Here is a 25,478-nt window from a genome sequence, read left to right as displayed (position 1 = left end):
GCCGCGACTTAGTCGACCGGGTAGACGAAGGGCATGACGAGACCGATCAGGGCGAGCGCCTCACAGAGCACGAAGCCGAGGATCTGGTTCGAACGGATCAGGCCGGCAGCCTCGGGCTGACGGGCCAGAGCCTGGGTGCCGTTACCGAAGATGATGCCGACGCCGACGCCGGGGCCGATCGCGGCGAGGCCGTAGCCGATGGAACCGAGGTTGCCCGTGATGTTGACGGCGGCGAGGGTCTCAAGAGCGGACATGCCGTTTCTTCCTTCTCTTTCAGAACCGGTGGGGGTTGGCCACCGGACGACTATCGGGGGTGGAGCTGGGCTGCGTCAGTGGTGCTCGGCGAGAGCGCCCTGAAGGTAGTTGCAGGCCAGAAGGACGAACACGTAGGCCTGCAGCGCCTGGATGAACAGTTCGAAGGCGGTCATGAGGATGACCATCACGAACGAGACACCGGCGTAGGCGATGCCGATGCCGTTCAGCAGGTACCAGCTGGCGATCGTGAAGATCAGCAGCAGCACGTGACCGGCGAACATGTTGGCGAACAGTCGCACGGCGTGGGTGAAGGGCCGGATCAGCAGGTTCGACATGATCTCGATGACCATGACGAACGGGAGGGCCGGGCCGATCGACGGGTCGTAGCCGGAGATGTTCTTCCAGCCGCCGACGAAGCCGTGCCGCTTGAAGGTCACGCTGACCCAGAGCACGTACACGATCGCGGCCAGCGCCACCGGGAATCCGATGACCGAGACCACCGGGAACTGGGCGAAGGGAATGATCGCCCAGAGGTTCATGATCCAGATGAAGAAGAACAGCGAGACCATGAGGGGCACGTACTTCTTGCCCTCGCGCTTGCCGAGCGTCTCGTACACAACACCGGTGCGGATGAAGTCGTAACCCGCCTCGGCGACCATCTGGAGCTTTCCGGGCACCAGCTTCGGCTTGTTGAAAGCCGCCCAGAAGAAGCCGACGACGACAACGGTGCTCAGGACCGCCAGCAGCATCGGCTTGTTGATCTCGATGCCGCCGAGGGTGAACATCGGCTCGAAAACAAAGGAGTGCAGGCCAGGAGCCGGGAAGCCGCATCCGTCGAAGATGTGGCAGTCGGTCTCGAAGGCGAGCACCGTCGTCGGGTCAGCACTCACCGCGGGCTCCTTCAGCGTGGCGCATAGGTACGGCAACCTCGTTGTGTCGGCGCGGCAAGCAGCCGCTGGTCGGCACTGGACTGGTGTTACGGATGGGGGGCGGCTCAGGCATTACGCCTCGCGATGAAGCAGGCGCCGAATTTGATGCCCGCGCCCGCAGTGCCGCAGTTGGCACCGGACGATAGCAGGGTCTCGAACGCGCGCTTATCCCGGCCCTACCCCTCACGTCGAAGACCCCGTGTTCTCGGGCGTCTTACCCGCGGAAGAGTCCGGCTCGACGTAAAGAATCTTGGTCGTCATGTGCACGCGGATCTGCGCCGCGACCCAGGTGAGGGTGGCGACCATCACCGCGGCGGCGAAGGCCCGGGGGTTGAACAGCGTCGTGTCCTTGAACGCGGCGACGAAGACGAAGAGCAGAAGCAGTTCGGTCGTGTACAGCACCAGCCCCATTGCCTGGAACAGATGCGGCAGGGACTTCGCCGTGCGCTGCAGGACGCCGAGCCCGATCCCCATGAAGAGGATCACCACCAGCGTCCCGGCCGCTGCGCCGATCGCTCCCTTGCCGCCGGCGAGCGCAGCGCTGACGGCGACGGTGACGACACCGACGGCAGCAGTGGGCACGGCGGTGTGAAGGAGAGTCCGGGCGTCGTTGGACGGCATGGCGGTAACTCCGCGTTGCAGGGGGTGGTCAGTGGTCGTCAGGGACGAGCGTAGGCCCGGTCCGAGTCGATGCTTCGGGCCGATGGACCGTCCTACTCAGGTCCTTCGGCTCTGTCACCGGGTTCGTGAACGCTATCACAAACTATTTGATGAGGTCTTTACTCAGAAAGTGTGCCAGCTGTCACACATGAGAGTTAACCCGCGCGTGTGTGCAGAACATCACGGCGCATTGTCTGCTAATGGGTCTTCTGCGCCTTCATGGCTAACGAGACGAGTCCGCCCGGTCCCGATCCGTGAACCGCGAACGGGGGCCGATCGCGGTCGCTCCGTTGACGCCGGAGACGCCGACGGACACAGGGGCGCGTTCCGGCGTCGGGGAGGTCATCTGTGGGCCCTCGGGCGCGTGTTGCCCCCGCGGGGTTGCCTCCTCGGCGTCCGCGGTCCCCCCGTTGACCACCCGCCGCCGGTAGCGGGGAGGCACGAAGGATTCGGCCCAGCGCGGCGCGCGGGGCGTGAAGCGCGGCATGAGCAGCAGGACGAGGCCCACGGCGCTGAGTCCCACGATCACCAGCACGATCCAGAGCGACGCGGAGTGCACCGAGTAGCCGACGGCGCCGAACGCGATCAGCGCGGACCAGAAGTACATGATCAGCACGGACCTGCTGTGCGAGTGACCGATCTCCAGCAGCCGGTGGTGCAGGTGCCCGCGGTCCGCCGCGAAGGGCGACTGGCCGTTCCAGGTGCGGCGGACGATCGCCAGCACCAGGTCCGCCGCCGGGATGGCGATGATCGTGAGCGGCAGCAGCAGCGGGATGAAGACCGGCAGCATCGCGTGGGTCGCCTGCCGCTCGCTGCCCTCGAAGAGCTTCATCGCGTCCGGGTCGACCTGCCCGGTCACGGAGATCGCGCCGGCGGCCAGCACCAGACCGATCAGCATCGACCCCGAGTCACCCATGAAGATCCGCGCCGGGTGCATGTTGTGCGGCAGGAAGCCGAGGCACATGCCCATCAGGATCGCGGCGAAGAGCGTCGCGGGTGCGGCCGCCTCGATCCCGTACCCGTACCAGAGCCGGTAGGTGTAGAGGAAGAACGCCGCTGACGCGATACAGACCATTCCGGCCGCAAGGCCGTCCAGGCCGTCGACGAAGTTGACCGCGTTGATGGTGATCACGACCAGCGCGACCGTGAGCAGCGTGCCCTGCCACTGCGTGAGCGCGACGGTGCCCACACCGGGAATGGGCAGCCACAGGATCGTCAGGCCCTGGATGACCATGACGGCGGCGGCGATCATCTGTCCGCCGAGCTTGATCAGCGCGTCGATCTCGAACTTGTCGTCCAGGACGCCGATCAGCCAGATCAGCGCGGCACCGGAGAGCAGTGCCCTGGGTTCGTTGGAGAGTTCGAAGACGCCGTTCAGGTTGAACAGGTGGTCCGCGACGATCAGTCCCGCGCACAGCCCGCCGAACATGGCGATGCCACCGAGCCGAGGTGTCGGTTCCCGGTGTACATCACGCGCACGGATCGCGGGCATCGCCCCGATCGCGATGGCGAACTTCCGCACCGGTCCGGTCAGCAGATAGGTAACCGCTGCCGTGACACAGAGCGTCAGCAGGTAATCACGCACGGGCTGCCCCACAGAATTCGCCGGCCATCTCAGCCCCACACCCTAGTCTCATGAGCAAGGACACCGAGCCACGGGTGATGGTTGCACAGGGCTCGCCTACCCCGGATACGGCGGATTGCGCTCCGCCAGCGCGCGTACCTCGGCCCGCAGCATGCCGGCGTCGCCCTCCTCCCGCACGGCGGCGCCGAACAGGGCGGCGACGCGCGCCATGTCGTCCTCGTCCATGCCCTGGGTGGTGACGGCCGCGGTGCCCAGCCTGATCCCCCGCGCGTCCCCGTACGGCAGGGCGCACGTGTCCAGGACCATCCCGGCCGCCGCGAGCCGCTCGCGGGCGGTGCGGCCGTCGACGCCCAGCGGGCCGGGATCCGCGACGACGATGTGGGTGTCCGTGCCACCGGTGGTGATCTCGAAGCCCTCGTCCTCCAGCGCGGCGGCGAGGACGCGGGCATGGGCGACCACCCGGTGGGCGTAGACCGCGTAGGCCGGCGTGGCGGCCTCTCCGAAGGCCACGGCCTTCGCCGCGACGGTGTGCATCTGCGCCCCGCCCTGGGTGAAGGGGAACACGGCGCGGTCGATCCGCTCCGAGAGCTCGACGCCGCACAGGATCATGCCGCCGCGTGGTCCGCGCAGCACCTTGTGTGTCGTCGCGCACACCACGTCCGCGTACGGCACCGGACTGGGCGCCGCTCCCCCGGCGATCAGCCCCATCGGGTGGGCGGCGTCCGCGATCAGATAGGCGCCCACCTCGTCGGCGATGTCCCGGAACTGCTCGTAGTCCGGATGCCGGGGGTACGAGATGGACCCGCAGACGATCGCCTTCGGCCGCCGTGCCCTGGCCAGGGCACGCACCTGCGTGTAGTCGATGAGCCCGCTGTCGGGGTCCACGCCGTAGCCGGCGAACTCGAACCAGCGTCCGGAGAAGTTCCCAGGAGCCCCGTGGGTGAGGTGCCCCCCGTACGGGAGCCCCATCGCCAGCACCGTGTCGCCCGGGCGCAGCAGGGCGGCGTAGGCCGCGAGGACGGCCGACGACCCGGAGTGCGGCTGGACGTTGGCGTGCTCGGCGCCGAACAGCGACATGGCCCGCCGGACGGCGACGCGCTCCGCGGCGTCGGCCTGTTCACAGCCGCCGTGGTGGCGGGCTCCGGGGTAGCCCTCGGCGTACTTGTTGGCGAGGGGGGAGCCGAGGGCGGCGAGGACCGCGGGCGAGGTGAAGTTCTCGGCGGCGATGAGCTGAAGGGTGCTCGACTGTCTCCCGGCCTCGGCCAGCAGGATGCCGCCGATCTCCGGGTCCTGGCGGACCAGGGCGCCGAAGTCCTGCGGCATGGCGGTGCCGGACGGGGAAGGCGCTGGCGCGGCCGCGCGTGCGGCTGGAGTGGTGACCGGCATCTGACGGCTCCGGGCCTGGAGGAGGGGTGCGGTTACGCGACAGATTCAATGTAGGCCCGCCCCGCGCGGCCCGCCCGCTGCCGGGCGCCCCTCTACGCCGGTCGGCGCACCCCTGTGCGGGCGCACCGGCCGTCAGCGGCTCAGTGCGGGGCGCGTACCCCGGTCAGCGCCGTCATGACGGGATCGAGCGCCTGGCTGATCTCGTCACCGATCGAACGGAAGAAAGTGATCGGGGCGCCGTACGGGTCGAAGACCTCGTCCGCCTCGGCGGTGGGCGCCAGCAGCCAGCCGCGCAGGGCCGCCGCCGCGCGCACCAGCGCACGGGCGCGCTCGACGACACCTTCCTCCCGGGCGTCGGGCAGGGTGGCGGGGTCTATGGCCCGCACCAGACGGGTGAACTCCTTGAGCGTGAAGGTCCGCAGGCCGGCCGAGTGACCCATGGAGATCACCTGGGCGCGGTGGTCACGGGTGGCGGTGAGCACCAGGTCGGCACGGATCACGTGCTCGTCGAGGAGCTCGCGGCCGACGAACCCGGTGGCGTCGGCGCCGAAGTCGGCGAGGACGACCTCGGCGTTGGCCTCCATGGGCGCGCCCTCGTGCCCCCAGGTGCCCGCGCTCTCCACGATGAGGCCGCCGCTGAGCGGGTCTCCGAGGCGGTCCACGAGGGCATGGCGGGTCAGCCGCTCGGTGATGGGCGAGCGGCAGACGTTGCCGGTGCTGACGTGGAGGATGCGGAAGGTGTCGTGCTGCCCCGCTATGCCACGCCCCTCAAGGGCGGTCAATTGGCCACCTCGAGGTCGGGTACCACCTTGCGGAGTTCCTCGACCGTGAGCGCGCCTGCCCGCAGCAGCACCGGGATCTTGCCGGTGACGTCGACGATCGAGGACGGGACGATCCCGGGGGTCGGGCCGCCGTCGAGGTAGACGGAGACGCTGTCACCGAGCATCTCCTGCGCGGCGTCGCAGTCCTCGGGCGAGGGGTGTCCGGTGAGGTTGGCGCTGGAGACGGCCATCGGGCCGACCTCCGTGAGGAGCTCGATGGCGACCGGGTGCAGGGGCATCCGGACGGCGACGGTGCCACGGGTGTCACCGAGGTCCCACTGGAGCGACGGCTGGTGCTTGGCCACGAGCGTGAGCGCGCCGGGCCAGAACGCGTCGACGAGCTCCCATGCCTGCTCGGAGAAGTCGGTGACGAGGCCGTGCAGGGTGTTCGGGGAGCCGATCAGGACGGGGGTCGGCATGTTGCGGCCGCGGCCCTTGGCGTCGAGCAGGTCGGCGACGCCCTCCGAGCTGAAGGCGTCCGCACCGATCCCGTACACGGTGTCGGTGGGCAGCACGACCAGTTCGCCGCGGCGGACGGCGGACGCGGCCTCACGCAGGCCGGTCGTACGGTCGGTCGCGTCGTTGCAGTCGTATCGCCGTGCCATCAGCCGGCCTCCTCGGACGTGTACGGGTCTGTCGGGTGGGGATCGTGCGGTACCGGTGTCCCGGTGGTCACGGCATGGCCTTGCGGGCCGTCGCGAACCGGGGCCGGTTGTTCAGGTCGGGGTGGTCGGCGGCGTCGGCCCAGCCCCGCTCCTCGGTGAAGATCCACGGCACCTGGCCGCCCTGCGTGTCGGCGTGCTCGATGACGACGAGCCCGCCGGGGCGGAGCAGACGGTGCGCGGTGCGTTCGATGCCACGGATGGTGTCGAGGCCGTCCTCGCCGGAGAAGAGCGCCATCTGCGGGTCGTGGTCGCGGGCCTCCGGCGCCACGTACTCCCACTCGGTGAGCGGGATGTAGGGCGGGTTGGAGATCACCAGGTCGACCTGGCCGTCGAGCTCGGGAAGGGCGCTCAGGGCGTCGCCGCGGTGGACGGTGACCCTGGACCCCTCGGCGTTCTTCCGCGTCCATCTCAGGGCGTCCTCGGACAGCTCCACGGCGTGCACGCGCGAACGCGGCACCTCCTGCGCCATGGCAAGGGCGATCGCGCCCGATCCGGTGCAGAGATCGACGATCAGCGGCTCGACGACGTCCATCGCCCGGACGGCGTCTATCGCCCAGCCGACGACCGACTCGGTCTCCGGGCGCGGCACGAAGACGCCGGGGCCGACCTGGAGTTCCAGATAGCGGAAGAAGGCGCGGCCGGTGATGTGCTGGAGCGGCTCGCGGGCCTCGCGGCGGGCGATCGTCTCCCAGTAGCGGGCGTCGAAGTCGGCGTCCTGCACGTGGTGCAGCTCGCCCCGCTTGACGCCGTGCACGAACGCGGCGAGTTCCTCGGCGTCGAAGCGCGGTGAGGGGACACCGGCGTCGGCCAGCCGCTGGGTGGCCTGGGCCACCTCGGCGAGCAGCAGGTTCATCGCGGTTCTCCGTACGGGTTCACGAGCGGGGCGGGCGGCGGTGCCTATGCGGCGGCGAGCTTGGCGGCGGAGTCGGCGTCCACGCAGGCCTGGATGACGGCGTCGAGGTCACCGTCGAGCACCTGGTCCAAGTTGTACGCCTTGAAGCCGACGCGGTGGTCCGAGATCCGGTTTTCCGGGAAGTTGTACGTCCGGATCTTCTCGGAGCGGTCCACGGTGCGCACCTGGCTGCGGCGTACGTCGGAGGCTTCCTGCTCGGCGGCTTCCTGGGCGGCGGCGAGCAGCCGGGACCGCAGGATGCGCATGGCCTGCTCCTTGTTCTGGAGCTGGCTCTTCTCGTTCTGGCAGGAGGCGACGACACCGGTGGGCAGGTGCGTGATGCGGACGGCGGAGTCCGTGGTGTTGACGGACTGACCGCCGGGGCCCGAGGAGCGGTAGACGTCGATGCGGAGGTCGTTGGCGTGGATCTCCACGTCGACCTCCTCCGCCTCGGGTGTGACGAGCACACCGGCGGCCGAGGTGTGGATGCGGCCCTGCGACTCGGTGGAGGGCACGCGCTGCACGCGGTGCACGCCGCCCTCGTACTTCATCCGCGCCCAGACGCCCTGACCGGGCTCGGTGGCGCCGTTGCCGCCCTTGGTCTTCACCGCGACCTGGACGTCCTTGTAGCCGCCGAGCTCCGACTCGGTGGAGTCGATGATCTCCGTCTTCCAGCCGATGCGCTCGGCGTAGCGGAGATACATGCGGAGAAGATCGCCGGCGAACAGTGCGGACTCGTCGCCGCCCGCGCCCGCCTTGATCTCCAGGAGCACGTCCTTGTCGTCACTGGGGTCGCGCGGGACCAGGAGGAGGCGGAGCTTCTCGGTGATCTCTTCGCGCTGCTTCTCCAGGACCTTGACCTCGGCGGCGAAGTCCGGGTCGTCGGCGGCGAATTCGCGGGCGGTCCCGATGTCGTCGCCGGTCTGCTTCCAGGACCGGTAGGTGGAGACGATCGGGGCCAGCTCGGCGTAGCGCTTGTTGAGCTTGCGCGCGTTCGCCTGGTCGGCGTGGACCGACGGGTCGGCGAGCTTCTTCTCGAGATCGGCCTGCTCGCCGATCAGTTCCTCGACCGCCTCGAACATCTTCGGGCTCCTGGTTTCTGCGTCATACGTCTGCGGGCCTGCTGGACGGTGTGCTGCCGCTGCCGCGCCGCGGAAGGCGCACCCGGCCGCACAGCCGGAAAAAAACGCCGGTCCCGGCGCCCCGCTGGAGGGCGTCGGGAACCGGCGCAGTGGCTCGCTACTTGCTGGCGGAGCCGGCAGCCTTGCCGAAGCGGGCCTCGAAGCGGGCCACACGGCCGCCGGTGTCGAGGATCTTCTGCTTGCCCGTGTAGAACGGGTGGCACTCGGAGCAGACGTCGGCACGGATCGCGCCGCCCTCGAGGGTGCTCCGGGTGGTGAACGACGCACCGCAGGTGCAGCTGACCTGCGTCTCGACGTACTCGGGGTGAATGTCGCGCTTCAAGGTGTCTCCTAGATTCGGGAGGGTTCCGGGTCGTTCGCGCGGATTGCGCGTCCGTGAACCGGGACCGACGTACCAGTCTGCCAGGACCGGCCGTATCTCCCAAAACGAGAAGCCGGTCATGTGTATTCCCTTGCGATCGGGGAACGGTCCGCGATCGTTCGGTGACGGAAGGTGCCGTTACCGTACGACTTCGCCGGCCCCGCCCTTGTCTCCGGCCGACTTCGCGGTGGCGGACGCCGGGATCGGCTCGTCCTGCCTGAGCGCGGCCCACACCTGCTGTCCGGCCTTCTTCTGGGGCAGCACGCGGTTCGGGTCCTCGGGGTCGTACTCCACGGGCAGGGTGACCATGTCGACGTTCTTCGAACCGAGGCCCTTGAGCCCGTTCGCGAAACCGGTGAGCTTCTTGACGGAGGCCAGCTGCGAGTCGGTGGTGACGGCCTTGGTGGCGGTGTCGGCGAGGCCGAAGAGGGTCTTCGGGTCGGAGAACACCCCGACGCTCTTCGCCTGGTCCATCAGCGCCTTCACGAAGGCCTGCTGGAGCTGGATCCGGCCCAGGTCGCTGCCGTCGCCGACGCTGTGGCGCGTGCGGACGAGGCCGAGCGACTGCTCACCGCTCAGGGTGTGGGTGCCGGGCTTCAGCGCGAGGTGGCTGTCGGGGTCGTCGATCGCCCGCGAGGTGGTGATCTTCACGCCGCCGAGCTCGTCGATCAGCTCGGTGAAGCCGGTGAAGTCGACCTCGACGTAGTGGTCCATGCGGATGCCGGACATCGACTCGACGGTCTTCACCGCACAGGCGGGCCCGCCGACCTGGTACGCCGAGTTGAACATCGTCCCGTGCTCCGCGCCGACCTCCTCACCCGTCGTGTCGCTCTTGCAGGAGGGGCGGTCGACGAGGGTGTCGCGCGGGACCGAGACCACGCTCGCGGAGGTGTGGCCCTCGTTGACGTGGACGACCATCGCGGTGTCCGCCCGCGCGGAGCCCTCGTCGGCGCCGTACCCGGAGTTGGCGCCCGAGCGGGAGTCCGATCCGAGCACCAGGATGTCCTGCGATCCGTCGTCCACGTCGTCCGGGCGTCCGGCTCCCAGTGCGGCGTCGATGTCGACGCCCTTCAGGTTGCCGTTGAGCGTGAAGTAGGCGTATCCGAGCCCGGAGCCCCCGACGGCCACCAGGGCGGCGGCGCCCCACAGGGCGGCCCTCTTCACCCGGCGGGCACGGGAAGGTTTCCTCCGGCGGGCGCCGGTGCCGCGTATTCGGCCCGTGCCCCTGCTCTGCTCGCTCATGCGCTCCCTCTTCCGCTTCTCGCTGCTACCCCCTGCCGTGGTGCACGGGCGTGGTCCGGCATCACGCGGTGGCACGCCGGAGCAGCCAGCAGCCTCGCACAACGGGCTGTGGCCCCCGTCCGGGGACGGGGGCCACAGATGGAGCGGGTGAGCGGGCCGGTATCCCGGCGCTCACCTGGCATTTCAGCCGAACAGGTTGTAGCTGTTCCAGCCGGAGCCGAACGCGACCCGTGTGGCGAAGATCGCACCCGAGGACTTGCCGTTGCCGGGGTACAGCCAGAGCTTCCCGGCGGTGTCCCTGCCCAGCAGATCGGCGTGGCCGTCGCTGTTCACGTCGCCGATGGTGGCGAGCGTGTCCAGGCCGCTGAAGGTGGCAACCTTCACCCTGGCCTCGAAGGGCGCCGCGGCGTTGCTGGTGCCCTTGTACAGGTAGGTGGATCCGTCGGAACCGCGCGCCAGCACGTCGGCCTTGCCGTCGTTGGTGAAGTCACCGTGCCCGCGGACCATGTTGTACTGCCCCCAGCCTCCGCCGATCAGGATCGGGGCCTGGAAGCCTCCGTCGCCCTTTCCGGCCACCTACGCCACGGGTCGGCAGCATCACGCTCAGCACGAACCTCTGTGCCGACCACCTCGAGTGCGTAACTGCACTCGAAATCTCCCTGCTTGTGTACGGCGGGGCAGACAGCCCTGCACGTGAGTGAGATGTGCATCGCGGTGAGGTGCGACGATGCGCGGGCAGCGCGGTACGAGGCCCCCCTGGTGACCGGCGCTGCGGCGGATACCCCCACCATGACCGGCCCTTGATGCTCAGGGGGCGACACAACTCACCATAGGTAGGCGCACAACAGATGCCCCGTCACTTCGTGACGGGGCATCTGTCCGGCTATGTGCGAGGAGCGAGGTCAGTCGTTCCCGTTGCCGCTGCCGGGAGTCGTCTTCTGGATCTGAAGCAGGAACTCCGCATTCGACTGCGTCTTCTTCATGCGGTCCAGCAGCAGTTCGATGGCCTGCTGCTGGTCGAGTGCGTGAAGAACCCGGCGCAGCTTCCAGGTGACGGCCAATTCGTCGGTACCGAGAAGAATCTCTTCCTTACGGGTGCTGGACGCGTCCACGTCCACCGCCGGGAAGATCCGCTTGTCCGAGAGCTTCCGGTCGAGCTTGAGCTCCATGTTGCCGGTGCCCTTGAACTCCTCGAAGATCACCTCGTCCATGCGCGAGCCGGTCTCGACGAGCGCGGTGGCCAGGATGGTCAGCGAACCGCCGTCCTCGATGTTGCGCGCGGCACCGAAGAAGCGCTTCGGCGGGTAGAGCGCGGTCGAGTCGACACCACCGGACAGGATGCGGCCGGAGGCCGGTGCCGCCAGGTTGTAGGCACGGCCCAGACGGGTGATGGAGTCCAGCAGGACCACCACGTCGTGCCCCAGCTCCACGAGGCGCTTCGCACGCTCGATGGCGAGCTCGGCGACCGTGGTGTGGTCCTCGGCGGGACGGTCGAAGGTCGAGGAGATGACCTCGCCCTTCACCGACCGCTGCATGTCGGTGACCTCTTCCGGACGCTCGTCGACCAGGACGACCATCAGGTGGCACTCGGGGCTGTTGACCGTGATCGCGTTGGCGATGGCCTGAAGGATCATGGTCTTACCGGTCTTCGGCGGGGCCACGATCAGGCCTCGCTGGCCCTTGCCGATCGGTGCGACCAGGTCGATGATCCGGGTGGTCAGGACGTTGGAGTCGGTCTCCAGGCGGAGCCTGTCCTGCGGGTAGAGCGGGGTCAGCTTCTGGAACTCGGGCCGGCCGCGGCCGGACTCCGGCGCCATGCCGTTGACGGAGTCGAGACGGACCAGCGCGTTGAACTTCTCGCGGCGCTCGCCGTCCTTGGGCTGGCGCACCGCACCCGTGACGTGGTCACCCTTGCGCAGGCCGTTCTTACGGACCTGGGCGAGCGAGACGTACACGTCGTTCGGGCCCGGCAGGTAGCCGGAGGTCCGGATGAACGCGTAGTTGTCGAGGATGTCGAGGATGCCCGCGACGGGGATCAGGACGTCGTCGTCGGCCACCTGGACGTCGGTCGCGAAGTCGTCGCGGCCGCGACGGCCACGGCGGTCGCGGTAGCGGCCCCGACGGCCGCGCCGGCCGCCCTCGTCGTCGTAGCCGTCGTCCTGCTGGCCGCCGCCCTGCTGGCCCTGGCCCTGGCTCTGGCCCTGTCCGCCGCCGCCCTGCTGGCCCTGACGGCGTCCGCCGCCCTGCTGGCCCTGGTCGTCGCCCTTGCCGCGACGGTCGCGCTGGCGGTCGCGGCGGTCACCGCGGTCACCGCGGTCACGGTCCTGGCGGTCGCCACGACGGCCGTCCTGGCGGTCGCCCCGGCGGCCTTCGGCGGTGTCCGCGGCGGACTCGGCCTTCGCGTCGGCCTTGGCCTCGCCACGCTCGTCGGCGCGGTCCTGGCGGGCCTCGGCCTTCGGCTCGGCCTCCGCCTTGGTGTCGGCCTTCGGCTCGGCCTTGGTGTCGGGGCTGCCCGCCTGAGCGGTCGCCCGGCGCCGACGGCGCTCGCCCGTGGGCTGGTCGTCACTGGCCGGCTGCCCGGGGATGTCGATCTGCTGCTGGGCGGCAGCCTTGTCGGCGGCCGGTGCGGCAGCGGTCTCGTCACCGGTGCGGGACTTGGACGTGGCACGCCGCTTCGGCTTGCTCCCGGAGTCCGTAGCGGCTGATGCGGCGGCCTTGGGGGCGGGCGCGGAGGATCCTCCGGCCTGCGCCTCCTTGATGACCTCGATCAGCTGGCTCTTGCGCATCCGCGCAGTTCCCCTGATGCCGAGGCCGGACGCGACCTGCTGCAGCTCGGCCAGGACCATGCCCTCGAGGCCGGTGCCGGAGCGGCGGCGCCGTGCGGTGGTGCCAGTGGCAGCACCTTCGGCGGACGCGGAGCTGTCGACGCTCTTGTCGGCAGTCACGCCCATCAGATCGGTGGTGTCGCTCACGAAGGGTCCTTCCCTGGAGCGGACGTCGGCCTTCTGGCTCGGCGACCGGTTGTGCTGTCCGACTGCGGTCTGTTGATCGTGTCGATCGCGGACCTTGCCGGGGCGGTGGTCCGCCGGGTACGGCGGAGAGACGAATGTGCGGGGTTCCGGCGCGAGATCCCCCTGCGGCCCACTCCTGGACGAGCAAGAGGGTGTCGTGCCGGTTCCGGAGCGTGCTCGAAAGCTCAGGCAGGATGCTCAGGCAGTCGGGGAGGCTCCCGGAAGAGTGGTGGTCCCGGAAGGGGACACGAAGCAACGCGCCACGAAGACGTCGATTGCTGACTTGAGGTTAACACTACCGGCTCCAACAAACATTCCCCCTCTCATGCACCGGCAATCACGTGCGACTACGCGGCGAGCGGCAACACGCTCGCCCCGGTGGCGTCGAGAGCCAGCCGGTTCGCGGCCCAGCCCTCACCCGCCAGCAGGGCGACCTTGTCGGCCGAACCCTCCTCCGCCAGCGCGAGCACGGTGGGCCCCGCGCCGGAGATCACAGCGGGGACACCGTCGGCGCGCAGCCTGTTCACCAGCTCCACGCTCTGCGGCATCGCGGGACCCCGGTATTCCTGGTGGATCCGGTCCTCCGTGGCGGCGAGGAGCAGCTCGGGTCGCCGGGTGAGGGCCTCGACGAGCAGTGCCGCGCGGCCGGCGTTGGCCGCGGCGTCCACATGGGGGACGGTGCGCGGCAGCAGACCGCGGGCGGTCTCGGTGAGCACCGGGGTGGACGGGACGAAGACCACCGGGACGACGGAGTCCGCGGGATCCATCCGGATCGCCCGGGCGGCACCGCCGTCCATCCACGCGAGGGTGAATCCGCCGAGGAGACAGGCGGCGACGTTGTCGGGGTGCCCCTCGATCTCGGTCGCCAGCTCCAGCAGCGCGGCGTCGTCGAGACGGGCCTCGCCGCCCGTCGTCACGGCGCGGGCGGCGACGATCCCGGCGCAGATGGCGGCGGACGAGGAACCGAGGCCACGGCCGTGCGGGATGCGGTTGGCGCAGACGATCTCCAGGCCTCGGGGCTGTCCCCCGAGCAGGTCGAACGCCGTGCGCAGGGAGCGTACGAGCAGGTGGTTCTCGTCGCGGGGCAGCGTCTCGGCGCCCTCACCCGCGATGTCGATGTGCAGCCCGGAGTCGGCGACCCGGACGACGACGTCGTCGTAGAGCCCCAGCGACAGGCCGAGGGCGTCGAAACCCGGGCCCAGATTGGCGCTGGTTGCGGGGACGCGCACCCGGACGGCGGCGGCTCGGAACGCGGGACCGGCCATCGGTTGGACGACTCTTCCTGTACGGCGGCGGGGATGTGGTGCAGGGTACTTCGGCGAGCGTGGGGTGCCGTAGTGCGGGGGGACGGGGGCCCGGCAGTCACAACGGCTGCTGCACCGCGGCGGATGCGGCGGGGCGGGTCGACGACAGCTTATCGAAGGAAGGTTCTGTGGCGACACAGGGCGCACGGGAGGCGCACGATGCGTGTCGCACACCTCCCTTGCGCTCTCCGCCCCGAAAGGGCGGTTGAGCTGCGGACGGCCGGTCCTACGCGAGGCCCAGCTTCTCGGCGGCGGCCACCGCGTCGACCGGCACGGTGACCGGCTGCGGGGCGCCCGCGACGGCCCAGTCGGGGTCCTTGAGACCGTTGCCCGTGACGGTGCAGACGATCTTCTGGCCGGGGTCGACCTTGCCCTCCTCGGCCGCCTTGAGCAGACCGGCCACGGACGCGGCCGAGGCGGGCTCGACGAAGACGCCTTCCTGGGAGGCCAGCAGGCGGTAGGCCGACAGGATCTGACGGTCTGTCACATCGTCGATGAAGCCGCCCGACTCGTCACGCGCGTCCAGGGCGAACTGCCAGGACGCCGGGTTGCCGATGCGGATCGCGGTGGCGATGGTCGCCGGGTCCTTGACGATCTCGCCGCGCACGATCGGGGCGGAACCGGAGGCCTGGAAGCCCCACATGCGCGGGGTGTGCGTGGAGATCGCGTCCTTCGCGTACTCCTTGTAGCCCCTCCAGTAGGCCGTGATGTTGCCCGCGTTGCCCACCGGCAGGACGTGGATGTCGGGGGCGTCGCCGAGCGCGTCGACGATCTCGAACGCGGCGGTCTTCTGGCCCTCGATACGGACCGGGTTGACCGAGTTGACCAGCGCCACGGGGTAGTTGTCCGAGAGGCTGCGGGCCAGGGTCAGGCAGTCGTCGAAGTTGCCGTCGACCTGGAGGATCTTCGCGCCGTGGACGAGCGCCTGCCCCATCTTGCCGAGCGCGATCTTGCCCTGCGGCACGAGAACGGCGCAGACCATGCCCGCGCGCACGGCGTACGCGGCGGCGGAGGCGGAGGTGTTGCCGGTGGACGCGCAGATGACGGCCTGAGCGCCCTCCTCCTTGGCCCGGGTGATCGCCATGGTCATGCCGCGGTCCTTGAACGAACCGGTGGGATTGGCGCCCTCGACCTTGAGGTGCACCTCGCAGCCCGTGCGCTCGGAGAGGACCTGAGCCGGAACGAGCGGCGTGCCGCCCTCACGGAGTGTGACGACCGGCGTCGTGCTCGTGACCGGAAGGCGGTCCCGGTACTCCTCGATGATGCCGCGCCACTGGTGGGTGCCCTTGCTGGTCATGGGTCCTTACTCCCCTTCAACACGCATGATGCTGGCGACACCGCGCACGGTGTCCAGCTTGCGCAGCGCCTCGACGGTCCCTGAAAGGGCTGCGTCGGGCGCGCGGTGGGTGACGACGACGAGGGATGCCTCGCCGCCGGTTTCCTGACTGTCCGGCCGGCTCTGCTGGCGGACCGTATCGATGGATACGCCCTGTTCGGCGAAGACCGTCGCGACCTGGGCGAGTACGCCAGGCTTGTCGGCCACGTCGAGACTGATGTGGTAGCGCGTGACGACATCGCCCATGGGGCTGACCGGCAGACTCGTGTACGCGGACTCACCGGGGCCGGTGGTCCTTCCGACGATGTTGCGGCACACGGCGACCAGGTCGCCGAGCACCGCGGACGCGGTCGGGGCGCCGCCGGCGCCGGGGCCGTAGAACATCAGCTGCCCGGCCGCCTCGGCCTCGACGAAGACCGCGTTGTACGCCTCCCGGACGGAGGCCAGCGGGTGGCTGAGCGGGATCATCGCGGGATGCACGCGGGCGGTGACGGACCTGCCGTCGGCGGCGCGCTCGCAGATGGCGAGGAGCTTGACGGTGCAGCCCATGCGCCGGGCGGAGGCGATGTCGGCGGCGGTGACCTCGGTGATGCCCTCGCGGTGCACCTCGCCGATCTTCACGCGGGTGTGGAAGGCGATCCCGGCGAGGATGGCGGCCTTCGCGGCGGCGTCGAAGCCCTCGACATCGGCGGTCGGGTCGGCCTCGGCGTACCCGAGGGCGGTGGCCTCGTCGAGCGCCTCGGAGTACCCGGCGCCACTCGTGTCCATCTTGTCGAGGATGAAGTTGGTCGTGCCGTTGACGATGCCCAGCACCCGGTTGACCTTGTCCCCCGCGAGGGACTCGCGCAGCGGCCGTACGAGCGGGATGGCACCGGCCACGGCCGCCTCGTAGTAGAGGTCCCTGCCGTGCTTCTCGGCGGCGGCGTGGAGGGCGGAGCCGTCCTCCGCGAGCAGCGCCTTGTTGGCCGAGACGACGCCCGCGCCGTGCTCGAAGGCGGTCGTGATGAGCGTGCGGGCGGGCTCGATGCCCCCGATGACCTCGACGACGACGTCGATGTCGCCCCGTTTGACCAGGGCGGTCGCATCGGTGGTGATCAGCGCGGGGTCTATGCCCTCCCGCACCTTGGAGGGCCGGCGGACGGCGACACCGGCGAGCTCGACCGGCGCGCCGATGCGCGCGGCGAGGTCGTCGGCGTGCGTCGTCATGATGCGCGCCACCTCTGAGCCGACCACTCCACAGCCCAGCAGCGCCACCTTCAGCGGACGCGTACGCATCATCCGACCTCGTTTCTCATACTTCTGATGTGTGGACCAGTCTCACTCACCGGACGGGTGATTCTGCCACCCGTCCGGATTTTGAGATGTGAATTTCATCAGCCGACATCGAGGCGCAGGAGATCTTCCTCCGTCTCGCGCCGGACGATGACCCGCGCCTGCCCGTCGCGCACCGCGACGACGGGCGGACGCAGGGCGTGGTTGTAGTTGCTAGCCATGGAACGGCAGTACGCGCCGGTGGCGGGCACCGCGATCAGGTCACCCGGGGCCAGGTCGGCCGGCAGGAACGCGTCCTTGACCACGATGTCACCGCTCTCGCAGTGCTTGCCGACGACGCGTACGAGCATGGGTGCGGCCTCGGAGCTGCGCGAGACGAGCGCCACGCTGTACTCGGCGTCGTAGAGCGCGGTGCGGATGTTGTCCGACATCCCGCCGTCGACGCTGACGTACGTCCGCAGGCCTTCGAGGGGCTTGATGGTGCCGACCTCGTACAGGGTGAAGGCGGTGGGGCCGACGATCGCGCGGCCCGGCTCGACGGAGATGCGCGGCGTCCGCAGGCCGGCCGACTCGCACTCCCGGGTCACGATGTCGCCGAGCGCCTTGGCGATCTCGTGCGGCTCGCGGGGGTCGTCGTCGGAGGTGTACGCGATCCCGAGGCCGCCGCCGAGGTCGATCTCGGGGAGCTCGACGCCGTGCTCGTCACGGATCTCGGCGAGCAGCTGCACGACGCGCCGCGCGGAGACCTCGAAGCCGGCCATGTCGAAGATCTGCGAGCCGATGTGCGAGTGGATGCCGATGAGCTCCAGGCCGTCCAGGGTGAGCGCCCTGCGGACCGCCTCGGCCGCCTGTCCGTCCGCGAGCGCGATGCCGAACTTCTGGTCCTCGTGCGCGGTGGCGATGAACTCGTGGGTGTGTGCCTCGACACCGACCGTGACGCGGATCTGCACGCGCTGGCGGATGCCGAGCCGCTGGGCGATGTGCGAGACGCGGGCGATCTCCTGGAAGGAGTCGAGCACGATCCGCCCGACACCCGCCTCGACGGCCCGCTCGATCTCGGCGACCGTCTTGTTGTTGCCGTGGAAGGCGATGCGCTCGGCGGGCATCCCGGCGTCCAGCGCGGTGGCCAGCTCGCCGCCGGAGCAGACGTCGAGGTTCAGCCCTTCCTCCTTGAGCCAGCGCACCACGGCGCGCGAGAGGAAGGCCTTCCCGGCGTAGAACACATCGGCTTCCGTCCCGAAGGCGTCCGCCCAGGCACGGCAGCGCGCCCGGAAGTCGGACTCGTCCAGGAAGTACGCGGGTGTGCCGAACTCCTGGGCCAGCCGGGCGACTTCGATCCCGCCGACGGTGAGCGCACCGTCCGCGTCACGGGTGACGGTACGGGACCAGACCTTCGGGTCGAGCTCGTTGAGGTCGGTGGCCGGGGCGGAGTAGTGGCCCTCGGGGAGGACGTCGGCGTGACGGGGACCGGCGGGGTGTGCGGATCGGCTCATCGTTCTGCTCTGTTCTCTCAGGTCTCGTCAAAGGTGTGGGGGCGCGCTGATGCCGAGCACGAACAGGCCGCCTGCCAGCACCGTCCCGGCGGCTTCGGCAAGGGCCAGTCGGGAGCGGTGGGCGGCCGAGGGTTTCTCGTCGCCGACGGGGAGCACCGGCAGGATGTCCTGGAAGTCGAAGAAGGCCTGCGCGACGGCTTCGAGGTGGCGGGCCAGCCGGTCGGGCGCGTGGTGCCGGGCGGCGGAGGCCAGGACACCCGGATGGTCCGCGATCGCCGCATGCAGCGCGGGCGCGTCGACGTCCTCCTCGTACGCGCCGCCGAAACCGAGCTGCTCCGCACCCCTGGTGAGCGCGAGGGCGCGGGCGTAGGCGTGGCGGACCGTGAAGAGGGGGTTGGCCTCTCCCTGCACGAGGAGGTCGTCACCCAGGGACGCGTGGTCGTGTGCGGCGGGCCTCAGCAGCCCCCAGAGCGCGGCGTCGCGGCCCAGGCGGCCGGCCAGCGCCTCGGCGGTGGCACGGGCGGGGACGGGGCGGATCTCGGAGCTCTCCTCGGCCTCGTCCGACGCGTGGCGCGAGCAGACCCTGACCCGCAGGCGTTCCCAGTGCGGGTCGGGCTCCCCGGTGCAGCCGACGATCACCTGACCCCCCTGGGTGCGAAGGAGTCCGGCCACGGCCTGGGCGACGACGGCGGCCCTGACCTCGCGCGGGTGGTGGAGCCGGTGGAGTCGCCCTGCCTCCGTCGTGACCCTGCCGTACCGGCGGCCCAGCTCACGGATCTCGCGGACGCGGGCGGCGCGGGCCTCGGCACCCGCGGAGGCGTCGAGCGTGAAGTTCAGGAAGCCCGGCCCGGTGATCTCGACCCGTCCGATTCCGGGCGCGCCGACGACCCGGTCGCGCAGCAGGGCGGCGACCTCCCGCGCCGGGAGTGCGGCGGGGCCGGCCAGCTGGAGGGCGACCGCGCAGGCGTAGTCGCCACTGCCGCCGGGGCGTGTCCGCTCCACCCGCACGCGCGCGGGCACCGGCGCGCGCAGGACGTCCTCGTCGACCGCGCGGCGCACAGCGTGCAGCACGGTCCGGGAGAGATCTGCGGGGGTCACGGCACAAGCGTATGGGAGGAAGGGGGGCACTTCGCCAACCGGTTTCGCCATACGGGCAGAGAAGCGCGCGGCGGTCCGGGCGGCGAACCGGTCGACGTCTTTCACCACCGGGTCAGCCGGCCGTGCTCCCGGCCGTCCCCGCGCCACGCCTGCCCTCGAACGGCACGGCATCCTCCCGGCGTGCGAGCCGGCGCACCATGCGCACCAGCTCGCTCGGCTCGAAGGGCTTGGCCAGGAACGCGTCGACCCCGGCGGCCGTCCCGGAGTCCGGCTCGGGGGGCGTGCAGGCGCTGATGAGGGCGACCGGCAGATGTCCGGTCCGTGGGTCGGCACGCAGCCGGGCCGCGGTCTGTATGCCGTCGAGCCTGGGCATCACCACGTCCAGAGTGATCACATCCGGGCAGACCTCGTGCACCAGGTCCAGGCACTCGACGCCATCGGCCGCGGTCACGACCTCGAAGCCCTCCAGCTCGAGATTGACCCTGATCAGCTGCCGGATGACCTTGTTGTCGTCCACAACAAGCACGCGGCCGTACGCCCCTGACACCCTTCGAGGGTAGGTCGGGCGGAGGAGCTGCGTCCGGGTTTTGCCCACTTCCGCCCCCGGAGGGGTGGCGGGCGCCGGCGGCGGCCGCCGCGAGCGGTCGAGCACCCGCGCGCCGACAGGCGCGAGTCGGGCCTCGCACCCGCCTCGGCGACGCGGAAATACCTGTTCCCGGACACCCGGCCGGAGCTGGTAGGGTTTCACTCGTCGCCGCCAAGCGCGGTGACGTCGCCCCCGTAGCTCAGGGGATAGAGCATCGGCCTCCGGAGCCGGGTGCGCAGGTTCGAATCCTGCCGGGGGCACTCCAGCTGGACCAACGCGATCAACTCGCCGACCAGCTGAAGTGCCAAGCACGAAGGCCCGAACTCAGTCCCACTGAGTCCGGGCCTTTGTCGTTGTCCGTCACTGATAGCGAGTGAGTGGCGAGTGAGTTCTCAGGGCTGGTCGCCGCTCACCGGCCGGCCTCCTCACACCTGCCCGTGGAGTTCTCGATCTTCCGGTTGTTCAACTCCTCGTGTCCGTCGGCGCAACCCGCACACCGGCGGTGCACGGCCTCCGGCGAGTCCCCTACCCGGCGCGACCCACGGGGACGCCTGCGTCCAGCCGGCCGGTGATGCGGGCAGACAGACCGAAGTCGGTATCCCGCAGGCCGGAGTCCAGCTCGCCCCACCTCGCTCCTGAAGCGGTCATCTACGCCTGGCGCGTGAAAGCATCCGTGGATGGCGGACGCGCGACCACCCCGGGGATGGACCCTTCAGCGGATCCGCGAGTATCGGGAGACCGAGAGGCCGTCGCACTGGATCCCGATCGGCCGGTGAAGTGGGTCAGCGTCGGTGAAACCCACGAGATGCCACGCCCGGAGATCGTCCTCGGATTCCACGGCCTGTGTCTGGTGAAGCCTGCCGATGACGACGACTGGTACATGGGCAGCCTGTACGACGACGGCAGCATTGACTGCTGGACCCCCTACGGCAACCTGCACGAGGCGCTACGCGGTCTGTAGGAGCTTGCGCCACGGCCGGTGCGTGGCGCGTCGAGTGTCCGACCGCGTGACAACCGGGGACATCCGTGGACGTCAGCGGACGGGATACCCTGCCCGAAGGCAGTCGGCGGACAAGGCGGCAGAGGGGAACAGCTCCCGCACGGCGCTCTGTTGGCCCGCCGGACGGCCCGCGGTCGGCGTCAGCGCACCTTCGCCTCTCCATGGAGGGCCCATGTTGCGGGTGTACTTCACGTCCGAGGACCTGGCGCGGGTCCGGGTGGCACCGGGGCCCGACCACCTCTGGGAGATCGCCAACAGCGTGCAGACCCTGCAACGCCGCGACGGTGAAAGGGTGTTCGGCACGTGGCGGCACTGGGCCCGGCCGAGGCTCTCAGGGAGTCGCGCACTGCTGGCCGGCCTGCTGCCGCCCCGCGGGTACTCCCCGGACTTCCTCACTCCCACCTCCGGTGACCGCACCAGCCTGCAGGCGACCCTCGACGTCCTGATGAGCACCCCGCGCCCCCGGCTGCGCACCGATCTGTCGCAGCTCGCCGCCTCACCGCGGCTGCCGGGTTGGGTGCACTCCCTGGCGGCGGGAGACACCGACGCCCTCCGAAGGCTGGGCGCAGCCCTTCACACCTACCAGCTGGAGGCGATCGCGCCCTACTGGCCACGTGTCCACGCCCATGTCGACGCCGACCGCGCCGTCCGGCTCTACACCCTGCTCGACCGTGGCACCGAGGGGCTGCTCGCCGGCCTCGGTCCGCAGTTCCGCTGGCGGCCGCCCGTACTGGAAGTCGCCTACCCCGTGGACCAGGAGCTCCATCTGCGCGGGCGGGGCCTGGTGCTGCAACCGTCGTTCTTCTGCTGGCCCGCACCCACCACGCTGGCCGACGACGCCCTGCCACCGGTTCTCGTGTACCCCATCCACCATGCCGCGGACTGGGCCGGCGCCGCTCCCGGGGAACACCCCCCGCACGGCACGGGCCCCCTGGGGCCGCTGCTCGGGCACACCCGCGCCGGCCTGCTGCGCGCCGCCCTCACCGGGTGCTCCACGGTGGAGGCCGCCCGTCTCCTGCGGGTGACCCACCCCGCTGTCAGCCAGCACGCGAACGTGCTGCGCGCGGCCGGCCTGATCACCACTGTCCGCACGGGCGGGCGGTCCTTCCACCTCGCCACCACGGAGGGGCGCGCACTGCTGGCCGCCGAGGGCCGACCGGAGTCGCCCTAGCGGAGCGGCCTGCCGGTCCTCGGCAGGGGTTTGCCCGGGCGGAGCGGCCTGCCGGTCCTCGGTAGGGGTTGCGCCGGCGGAGCGCCCCGGCCCGGCCGCCCGAGTCCACCGGTAAGCCTGAACTTTCGCCGCTTGCGCCCCCACCGGCCCGGGAATCACGCTGGCCCTGCTCTCGCACAAGACCTGGCACCCCCCACCGTCGCGCCCGCCTTCAAGGGCCCGTCCCCCAGGAGCTCACATGCGTAAGAGACTTGTGCCCGTCGCGGTCGCGGCTGTAGCCCTCGGAGCTCTGCTGCAGCCGGGCACGGCCCACGCGTCGTCCACTCCGCCCGTAGCCTCCGTGTCCGTGACCGCCCATGGGACGAAGGCCGGTACGGCCGTCCTCAGCGGGTTCGACGAGCCGGGCGGCCGGTTGAAGGTCGACGCCGGACGCACCCGGAGCGCCCACTGGCTCCAGATCGACTACCAGGTCCAGGAGACCGGTTACTGGTGCGGTCCGGCAGCCACCCGCATCGCGCTCTCCGCCCGGATCGCCCCGCCGAGCCAGGGGGACCTGGCCTGGCAGCTCGGCACCACCCAGGCGGGAACGGACCACATCGGCCAGGTGACCGGCGTGCTCAACTCGAACCTGGGCGGCGGCTGGTACGAGACCAAGGAGATGCCGAACGATCCGCCCACCCAGGGGCAGCGGGACCTGCTGTGGCACGACATCGTGTTCGACATCGACCGCAACTACCCGCTGGTGGCGAACATCGTCGCCCCGCCGGGCAACCAGCCGCCCGGATATCCGTCGGACCAGACGATCTACCACTACTTCACCGTCTTCGGCTACGACGAGGTGGACCGGACCGTCCTCATAGCCGACCCCGCTTCCTTCAGCGGCAACCAGATCTACTGGATCTCCTTCGACCAGCTGGCCACCCTGATCCCGCCGAAGGGCTATTCCGCCTGACTGCGACCGACCCGGACAACCGGCCGGCGCGCGCGGGGCAGCGATCCCCCTCGGAGTGCCCGCCGGGCCGACAACCCTCCAGGAGTTCATCTTGAGTACGCACCACCCCACCCGCAGGAGCGTCATCAGGGCCATGGGCGGCATCACCGCGGCGACGGCCCTCGGCGCCGGAGGCGTCCTGGCGTCGGCGTCACCGGCCGGCGCGGCAGGTGACGGCTTCGGGCTGCGCATCGTCGGCCACGACGAGCGCGACCCCCGTATGTGGTACTACCGCTTCGCGACCGACGCGATCGAGTGGGACCCCGGCGTCAACGTCCTGCTCCCCGACGGCTATCACACCAGCGGTCGCCGCTATCCCGTCCTCTACCTGTTCCACGGCGGGGGTACGGGCCAGGACTTCATCACGTTCGACCGCATGGGCATCCGAGCCTGGACCGCCGGGAAGCCGGTCATCGTCGTGATGCCCGACGGCGGTCCCGCGGGCTGGTACTCCAACCCGGTCAGCTCCAACACGGGCCCCCGCAACTGGGAGACGTTCCACATGGCCCAGCTGCTCCCGTGGATCGACGCGAACTTCCGGACGTTCGCCGAGTACGACGGCCGAGCGGTCTCCGGATTCTCCATGGGCGGCTTCGGGGCGCTGAAGTACGCGGCCAAGTACTACGGCCACTTCGCCTCGGTGAGCGCCCACTCCGGGCCCGCCAGCCTGCGCCGCGACTTCGGGCTGGTCACCCACTGGGCCAACACCTCCTCCGCCGCCGTGGAGCTCGGCGGGGGCACGGTGTACGGTGCGCCGTTCTGGGACGAGGCGAGAGTCACCGCCGACAACCCCGTGCAGCGGATCGAGAGCTACCGCAACAAGCGGGTGTTCCTGGTCGCCGGCACCAGCCCAGACCCGATCAACTGGTTCGACACGGTCAACGAGACGCAGGTGCTGGCCGGCCAGCGGGAGTTCCGTGCCGGTCTCGGCGCTGCGGGTATCCCGCACGAGTGGCATGAGGTACCCGGCGGCCACTTCGTCCGCCCCGACCTGTTCCAGCGGGACCTGGACGGCATCATCGGCCGGCTCCGCAAGGCGTAGGACGCCCGGTGCACCCGCACCCAGCGTACGGGGGAGCCGGGCGTGGCGGAGCCCGGGAGTCGTATCCAGCTCCCGGGCCCCTGGGGTTGCCACCCAATTGCGCTTGCCAGCGCCGTTTAAGAGTGCGGATCAGTCGTCATACCGTCGCGTTCTGCCTTTGAACTACCGCGCCGCGTAGAGGCGCAGGCCGGATTCGAACCAGCATTCAACGGTGTTCGTCCGTACTCGGTCGATCTGGCAATCGGCGGCGATACTGAAGCTGGAGCGAGAGTCTGAGATTGATCGCGGCTGCCTCTGCCATGTTGGGCCACCCCGGCAGGTGGTGCCGGGGGGAGGACTCGAACCTCCACCGTTACCGCGTCTTCAGGCTGAACGTCAGTTTCAGCTTGCGCTCGTCACACGGGGCGGACCTCAATTCCGCCTCGTGCGGGGTTGCGCAGCCCCCACGACTTGGCGCGGGGGCGTTCTTGGGGGTGCCGCCTCGCGTCCGGCGTCAGCCGAACAGGTAGCCGAACACCGCGTCCCCGACCCGCCGGTCGGTGACCTCGGCGCCGTTGGCCTCCTCGCGGGCGAACTTCACCGCGTGCTGGAGCTTCTCGACCCGCTCCAGCAGCTCGTTCACCCGCCGCGCGGGAAGGGCTCCGGAGAACTTCACGGTCGTCCAGTACCCGATGGGCACGTCCTCGTAGTACACGTCGACCTGGGCCGGGTGCTTGTCGGTCGCCTCGGCCTTGACGTGGTTGCGCGGAACCTTCTTCGTCCGGATGGTGCGGACCGGGTCCGTCTTCCACCAGTCCGTCGAGGGGTCGAGCGACCAGGACTCGGAGGCGTCCAGGACCGGAAGCTTCTTCACGAAGGTGTGGAGGTCGGTGAGCTGCTTCTCCAGGAAGAGCAGGTAGCTGACCGGGACATCGCCGACGACCGTACGTCCCTCGACGGTGACGTCCGCGCGGGCGGAGCAGTTGGCCCAGTCCTTCGTCGCGGTCACGTCGAACAGCCGGGTGAGCGACGCGGACATCTCACGCAGCGCCTCCTCGGCCTTGATCTGCACCCGCGTGGACTCGGGCGGAAGCTGCTCGCCCTCCTCGTCCTTGGGCTGGTACGTGCGCGAGATGCCTGCCAGCAGCGCCGGCTTCTGCACCCTGTGGTGGGCCGCGGTGATGTCCTGGAGCGACTTGCTCTTGACACCCTTCTCCACGGCGATGATCTGGTTGAGCTTCGTCACTTCGCCCCCTT

Annotated in this window: 24 protein-coding genes and 1 tRNA gene; 5 read left to right on the top strand and 20 right to left on the bottom strand. The window is 70.2% G+C overall.

Translation table 11 applies throughout. The features are described from left to right. Positions 1–8 precede the first annotated feature (8 nt). From atpE to HED23_RS06540, 19 genes are all read right to left on the bottom strand, one after another. The gene (gene atpE / locus HED23_RS06630; RefSeq protein ID WP_014048348.1) at positions 9–254 is read right to left on the bottom strand and encodes an ATP synthase F0 subunit C; all 246 of its coding nucleotides are present in this window, start codon (positions 252–254) and stop codon (positions 9–11) included. A 75-nt stretch (positions 255–329) separates the two neighbouring features. Then, on the bottom strand, positions 330–1,145 hold the full coding sequence (atpB, locus tag HED23_RS06625; protein ID WP_203182480.1) for a F0F1 ATP synthase subunit A: 816 nt from the start codon (positions 1,143–1,145) through the stop codon (positions 330–332). Between the two features lie 222 nt (positions 1,146–1,367). Next, positions 1,368–1,805 (bottom strand): hypothetical protein, encoded by a 438-nt coding sequence (locus HED23_RS06620; RefSeq protein WP_203182479.1) that lies wholly within the window; start codon positions 1,803–1,805, stop codon positions 1,368–1,370. A gap of 262 nt (positions 1,806–2,067) precedes the next feature. Then, the gene (locus HED23_RS06615) at positions 2,068–3,429 is read right to left on the bottom strand and encodes an MraY family glycosyltransferase (RefSeq protein ID WP_238441862.1); all 1,362 of its coding nucleotides are present in this window, start codon (positions 3,427–3,429) and stop codon (positions 2,068–2,070) included. 96 nt (positions 3,430–3,525) lie between these two features. Next, positions 3,526–4,815 carry a serine hydroxymethyltransferase gene (gene glyA, locus HED23_RS06610; protein ID WP_203182477.1) on the bottom strand — a complete coding sequence of 430 codons (1,290 nt, stop codon included), beginning with the start codon at positions 4,813–4,815 and terminating at the stop codon, positions 3,526–3,528. A gap of 140 nt (positions 4,816–4,955) precedes the next feature. Beyond that, entirely contained in the window at positions 4,956–5,597 is a 642-nt protein-coding gene (locus HED23_RS06605; protein ID WP_203182476.1) for a protein-tyrosine-phosphatase, read from the bottom strand. Further along, entirely contained in the window at positions 5,594–6,241 is a 648-nt protein-coding gene (locus HED23_RS06600) for an L-threonylcarbamoyladenylate synthase (RefSeq protein ID WP_203182475.1), read from the bottom strand. Before HED23_RS06600 ends, HED23_RS06605 begins: the two co-directional genes overlap by 4 nt. A gap of 67 nt (positions 6,242–6,308) precedes the next feature. Further along, positions 6,309–7,154, bottom strand: coding sequence for a peptide chain release factor N(5)-glutamine methyltransferase (prmC, locus tag HED23_RS06595; protein WP_203182474.1), 846 nt, complete (start codon positions 7,152–7,154; stop codon positions 6,309–6,311). A gap of 44 nt (positions 7,155–7,198) precedes the next feature. Continuing rightward, entirely contained in the window at positions 7,199–8,275 is a 1,077-nt protein-coding gene (prfA, locus tag HED23_RS06590) for a peptide chain release factor 1 (RefSeq protein WP_203182473.1), read from the bottom strand. 157 nt (positions 8,276–8,432) lie between these two features. After that, positions 8,433–8,657: a 50S ribosomal protein L31 gene (gene rpmE, locus HED23_RS06585; RefSeq protein WP_099174467.1), complete on the bottom strand. Its 225-nt coding sequence runs from the start codon at positions 8,655–8,657 to the stop codon at positions 8,433–8,435. A gap of 177 nt (positions 8,658–8,834) precedes the next feature. Then, a complete protein-coding gene (locus tag HED23_RS06580) occupies positions 8,835–9,938 on the bottom strand; it encodes an LCP family protein (protein ID WP_203182472.1) in 1,104 nt (367 codons plus the stop codon). Positions 9,939–10,121: 183 nt separating this feature from the next. Beyond that, positions 10,122–10,514, bottom strand: a complete 393-nt coding sequence (locus HED23_RS06575) for an FG-GAP repeat domain-containing protein (RefSeq protein ID WP_238441861.1) — start codon at positions 10,512–10,514, stop codon at positions 10,122–10,124. Positions 10,515–10,840: 326 nt separating this feature from the next. Next, positions 10,841–12,910 carry a transcription termination factor Rho gene (gene rho / locus HED23_RS06570; RefSeq protein ID WP_203182471.1) on the bottom strand — a complete coding sequence of 690 codons (2,070 nt, stop codon included), beginning with the start codon at positions 12,908–12,910 and terminating at the stop codon, positions 10,841–10,843. A 386-nt stretch (positions 12,911–13,296) separates the two neighbouring features. Continuing rightward, entirely contained in the window at positions 13,297–14,214 is a 918-nt protein-coding gene (gene thrB, locus HED23_RS06565; RefSeq protein WP_203182470.1) for a homoserine kinase, read from the bottom strand. A 265-nt stretch (positions 14,215–14,479) separates the two neighbouring features. Beyond that, positions 14,480–15,550, bottom strand: a complete 1,071-nt coding sequence (gene thrC / locus HED23_RS06560) for a threonine synthase (protein WP_203182469.1) — start codon at positions 15,548–15,550, stop codon at positions 14,480–14,482. A gap of 6 nt (positions 15,551–15,556) precedes the next feature. Next, the gene (locus HED23_RS06555) at positions 15,557–16,867 is read right to left on the bottom strand and encodes a homoserine dehydrogenase (RefSeq protein WP_203182468.1); all 1,311 of its coding nucleotides are present in this window, start codon (positions 16,865–16,867) and stop codon (positions 15,557–15,559) included. Between the two features lie 95 nt (positions 16,868–16,962). After that, positions 16,963–18,354: a diaminopimelate decarboxylase gene (gene lysA / locus HED23_RS06550; RefSeq protein ID WP_203182467.1), complete on the bottom strand. Its 1,392-nt coding sequence runs from the start codon at positions 18,352–18,354 to the stop codon at positions 16,963–16,965. A 27-nt stretch (positions 18,355–18,381) separates the two neighbouring features. Continuing rightward, positions 18,382–19,452 carry an ArgS-related anticodon-binding protein NrtL gene (nrtL, locus tag HED23_RS06545; RefSeq protein ID WP_203182466.1) on the bottom strand — a complete coding sequence of 357 codons (1,071 nt, stop codon included), beginning with the start codon at positions 19,450–19,452 and terminating at the stop codon, positions 18,382–18,384. 112 nt (positions 19,453–19,564) lie between these two features. Beyond that, complete coding sequence (locus tag HED23_RS06540; protein WP_203182465.1) at positions 19,565–20,047, bottom strand: response regulator; 483 nt, start codon at positions 20,045–20,047, stop codon at positions 19,565–19,567. A 179-nt stretch (positions 20,048–20,226) separates the two neighbouring features. Between HED23_RS06540 and HED23_RS06535 the strand changes: the two genes are divergently transcribed. From HED23_RS06535 to HED23_RS06515, 5 genes are all read left to right on the top strand, one after another. Then, positions 20,227–20,298 (top strand) — tRNA-Arg (locus HED23_RS06535). 512 nt (positions 20,299–20,810) lie between these two features. Continuing rightward, positions 20,811–20,999, top strand: coding sequence for a hypothetical protein (locus HED23_RS06530; RefSeq protein ID WP_238441860.1), 189 nt, complete (start codon positions 20,811–20,813; stop codon positions 20,997–20,999). 211 nt (positions 21,000–21,210) lie between these two features. Then, positions 21,211–22,209 (top strand): ArsR/SmtB family transcription factor, encoded by a 999-nt coding sequence (locus HED23_RS06525; protein WP_203182463.1) that lies wholly within the window; start codon positions 21,211–21,213, stop codon positions 22,207–22,209. A 238-nt stretch (positions 22,210–22,447) separates the two neighbouring features. Next, positions 22,448–23,161: a C39 family peptidase gene (locus HED23_RS06520; RefSeq protein WP_203182462.1), complete on the top strand. Its 714-nt coding sequence runs from the start codon at positions 22,448–22,450 to the stop codon at positions 23,159–23,161. A gap of 91 nt (positions 23,162–23,252) precedes the next feature. Next, positions 23,253–24,242, top strand: a complete 990-nt coding sequence (locus tag HED23_RS06515; RefSeq protein WP_203182461.1) for an alpha/beta hydrolase — start codon at positions 23,253–23,255, stop codon at positions 24,240–24,242. Between the two features lie 493 nt (positions 24,243–24,735). Here the strand turns inward: HED23_RS06515 and HED23_RS06510 are convergent, their stop codons facing one another. Beyond that, entirely contained in the window at positions 24,736–25,467 is a 732-nt protein-coding gene (locus HED23_RS06510; RefSeq protein WP_203182460.1) for a hypothetical protein, read from the bottom strand. Positions 25,468–25,478: the final 11 nt, after the last annotated feature.

The sequence above is a fragment of the Streptomyces pratensis genome (assembly GCF_016804005.1).
Classification (GTDB): domain Bacteria; phylum Actinomycetota; class Actinomycetes; order Streptomycetales; family Streptomycetaceae; genus Streptomyces; species Streptomyces pratensis_A.
The sequence above is the reverse complement of the archived record's forward strand: the minus strand, read 5'-3'. Positions and strand labels throughout refer to the sequence as shown.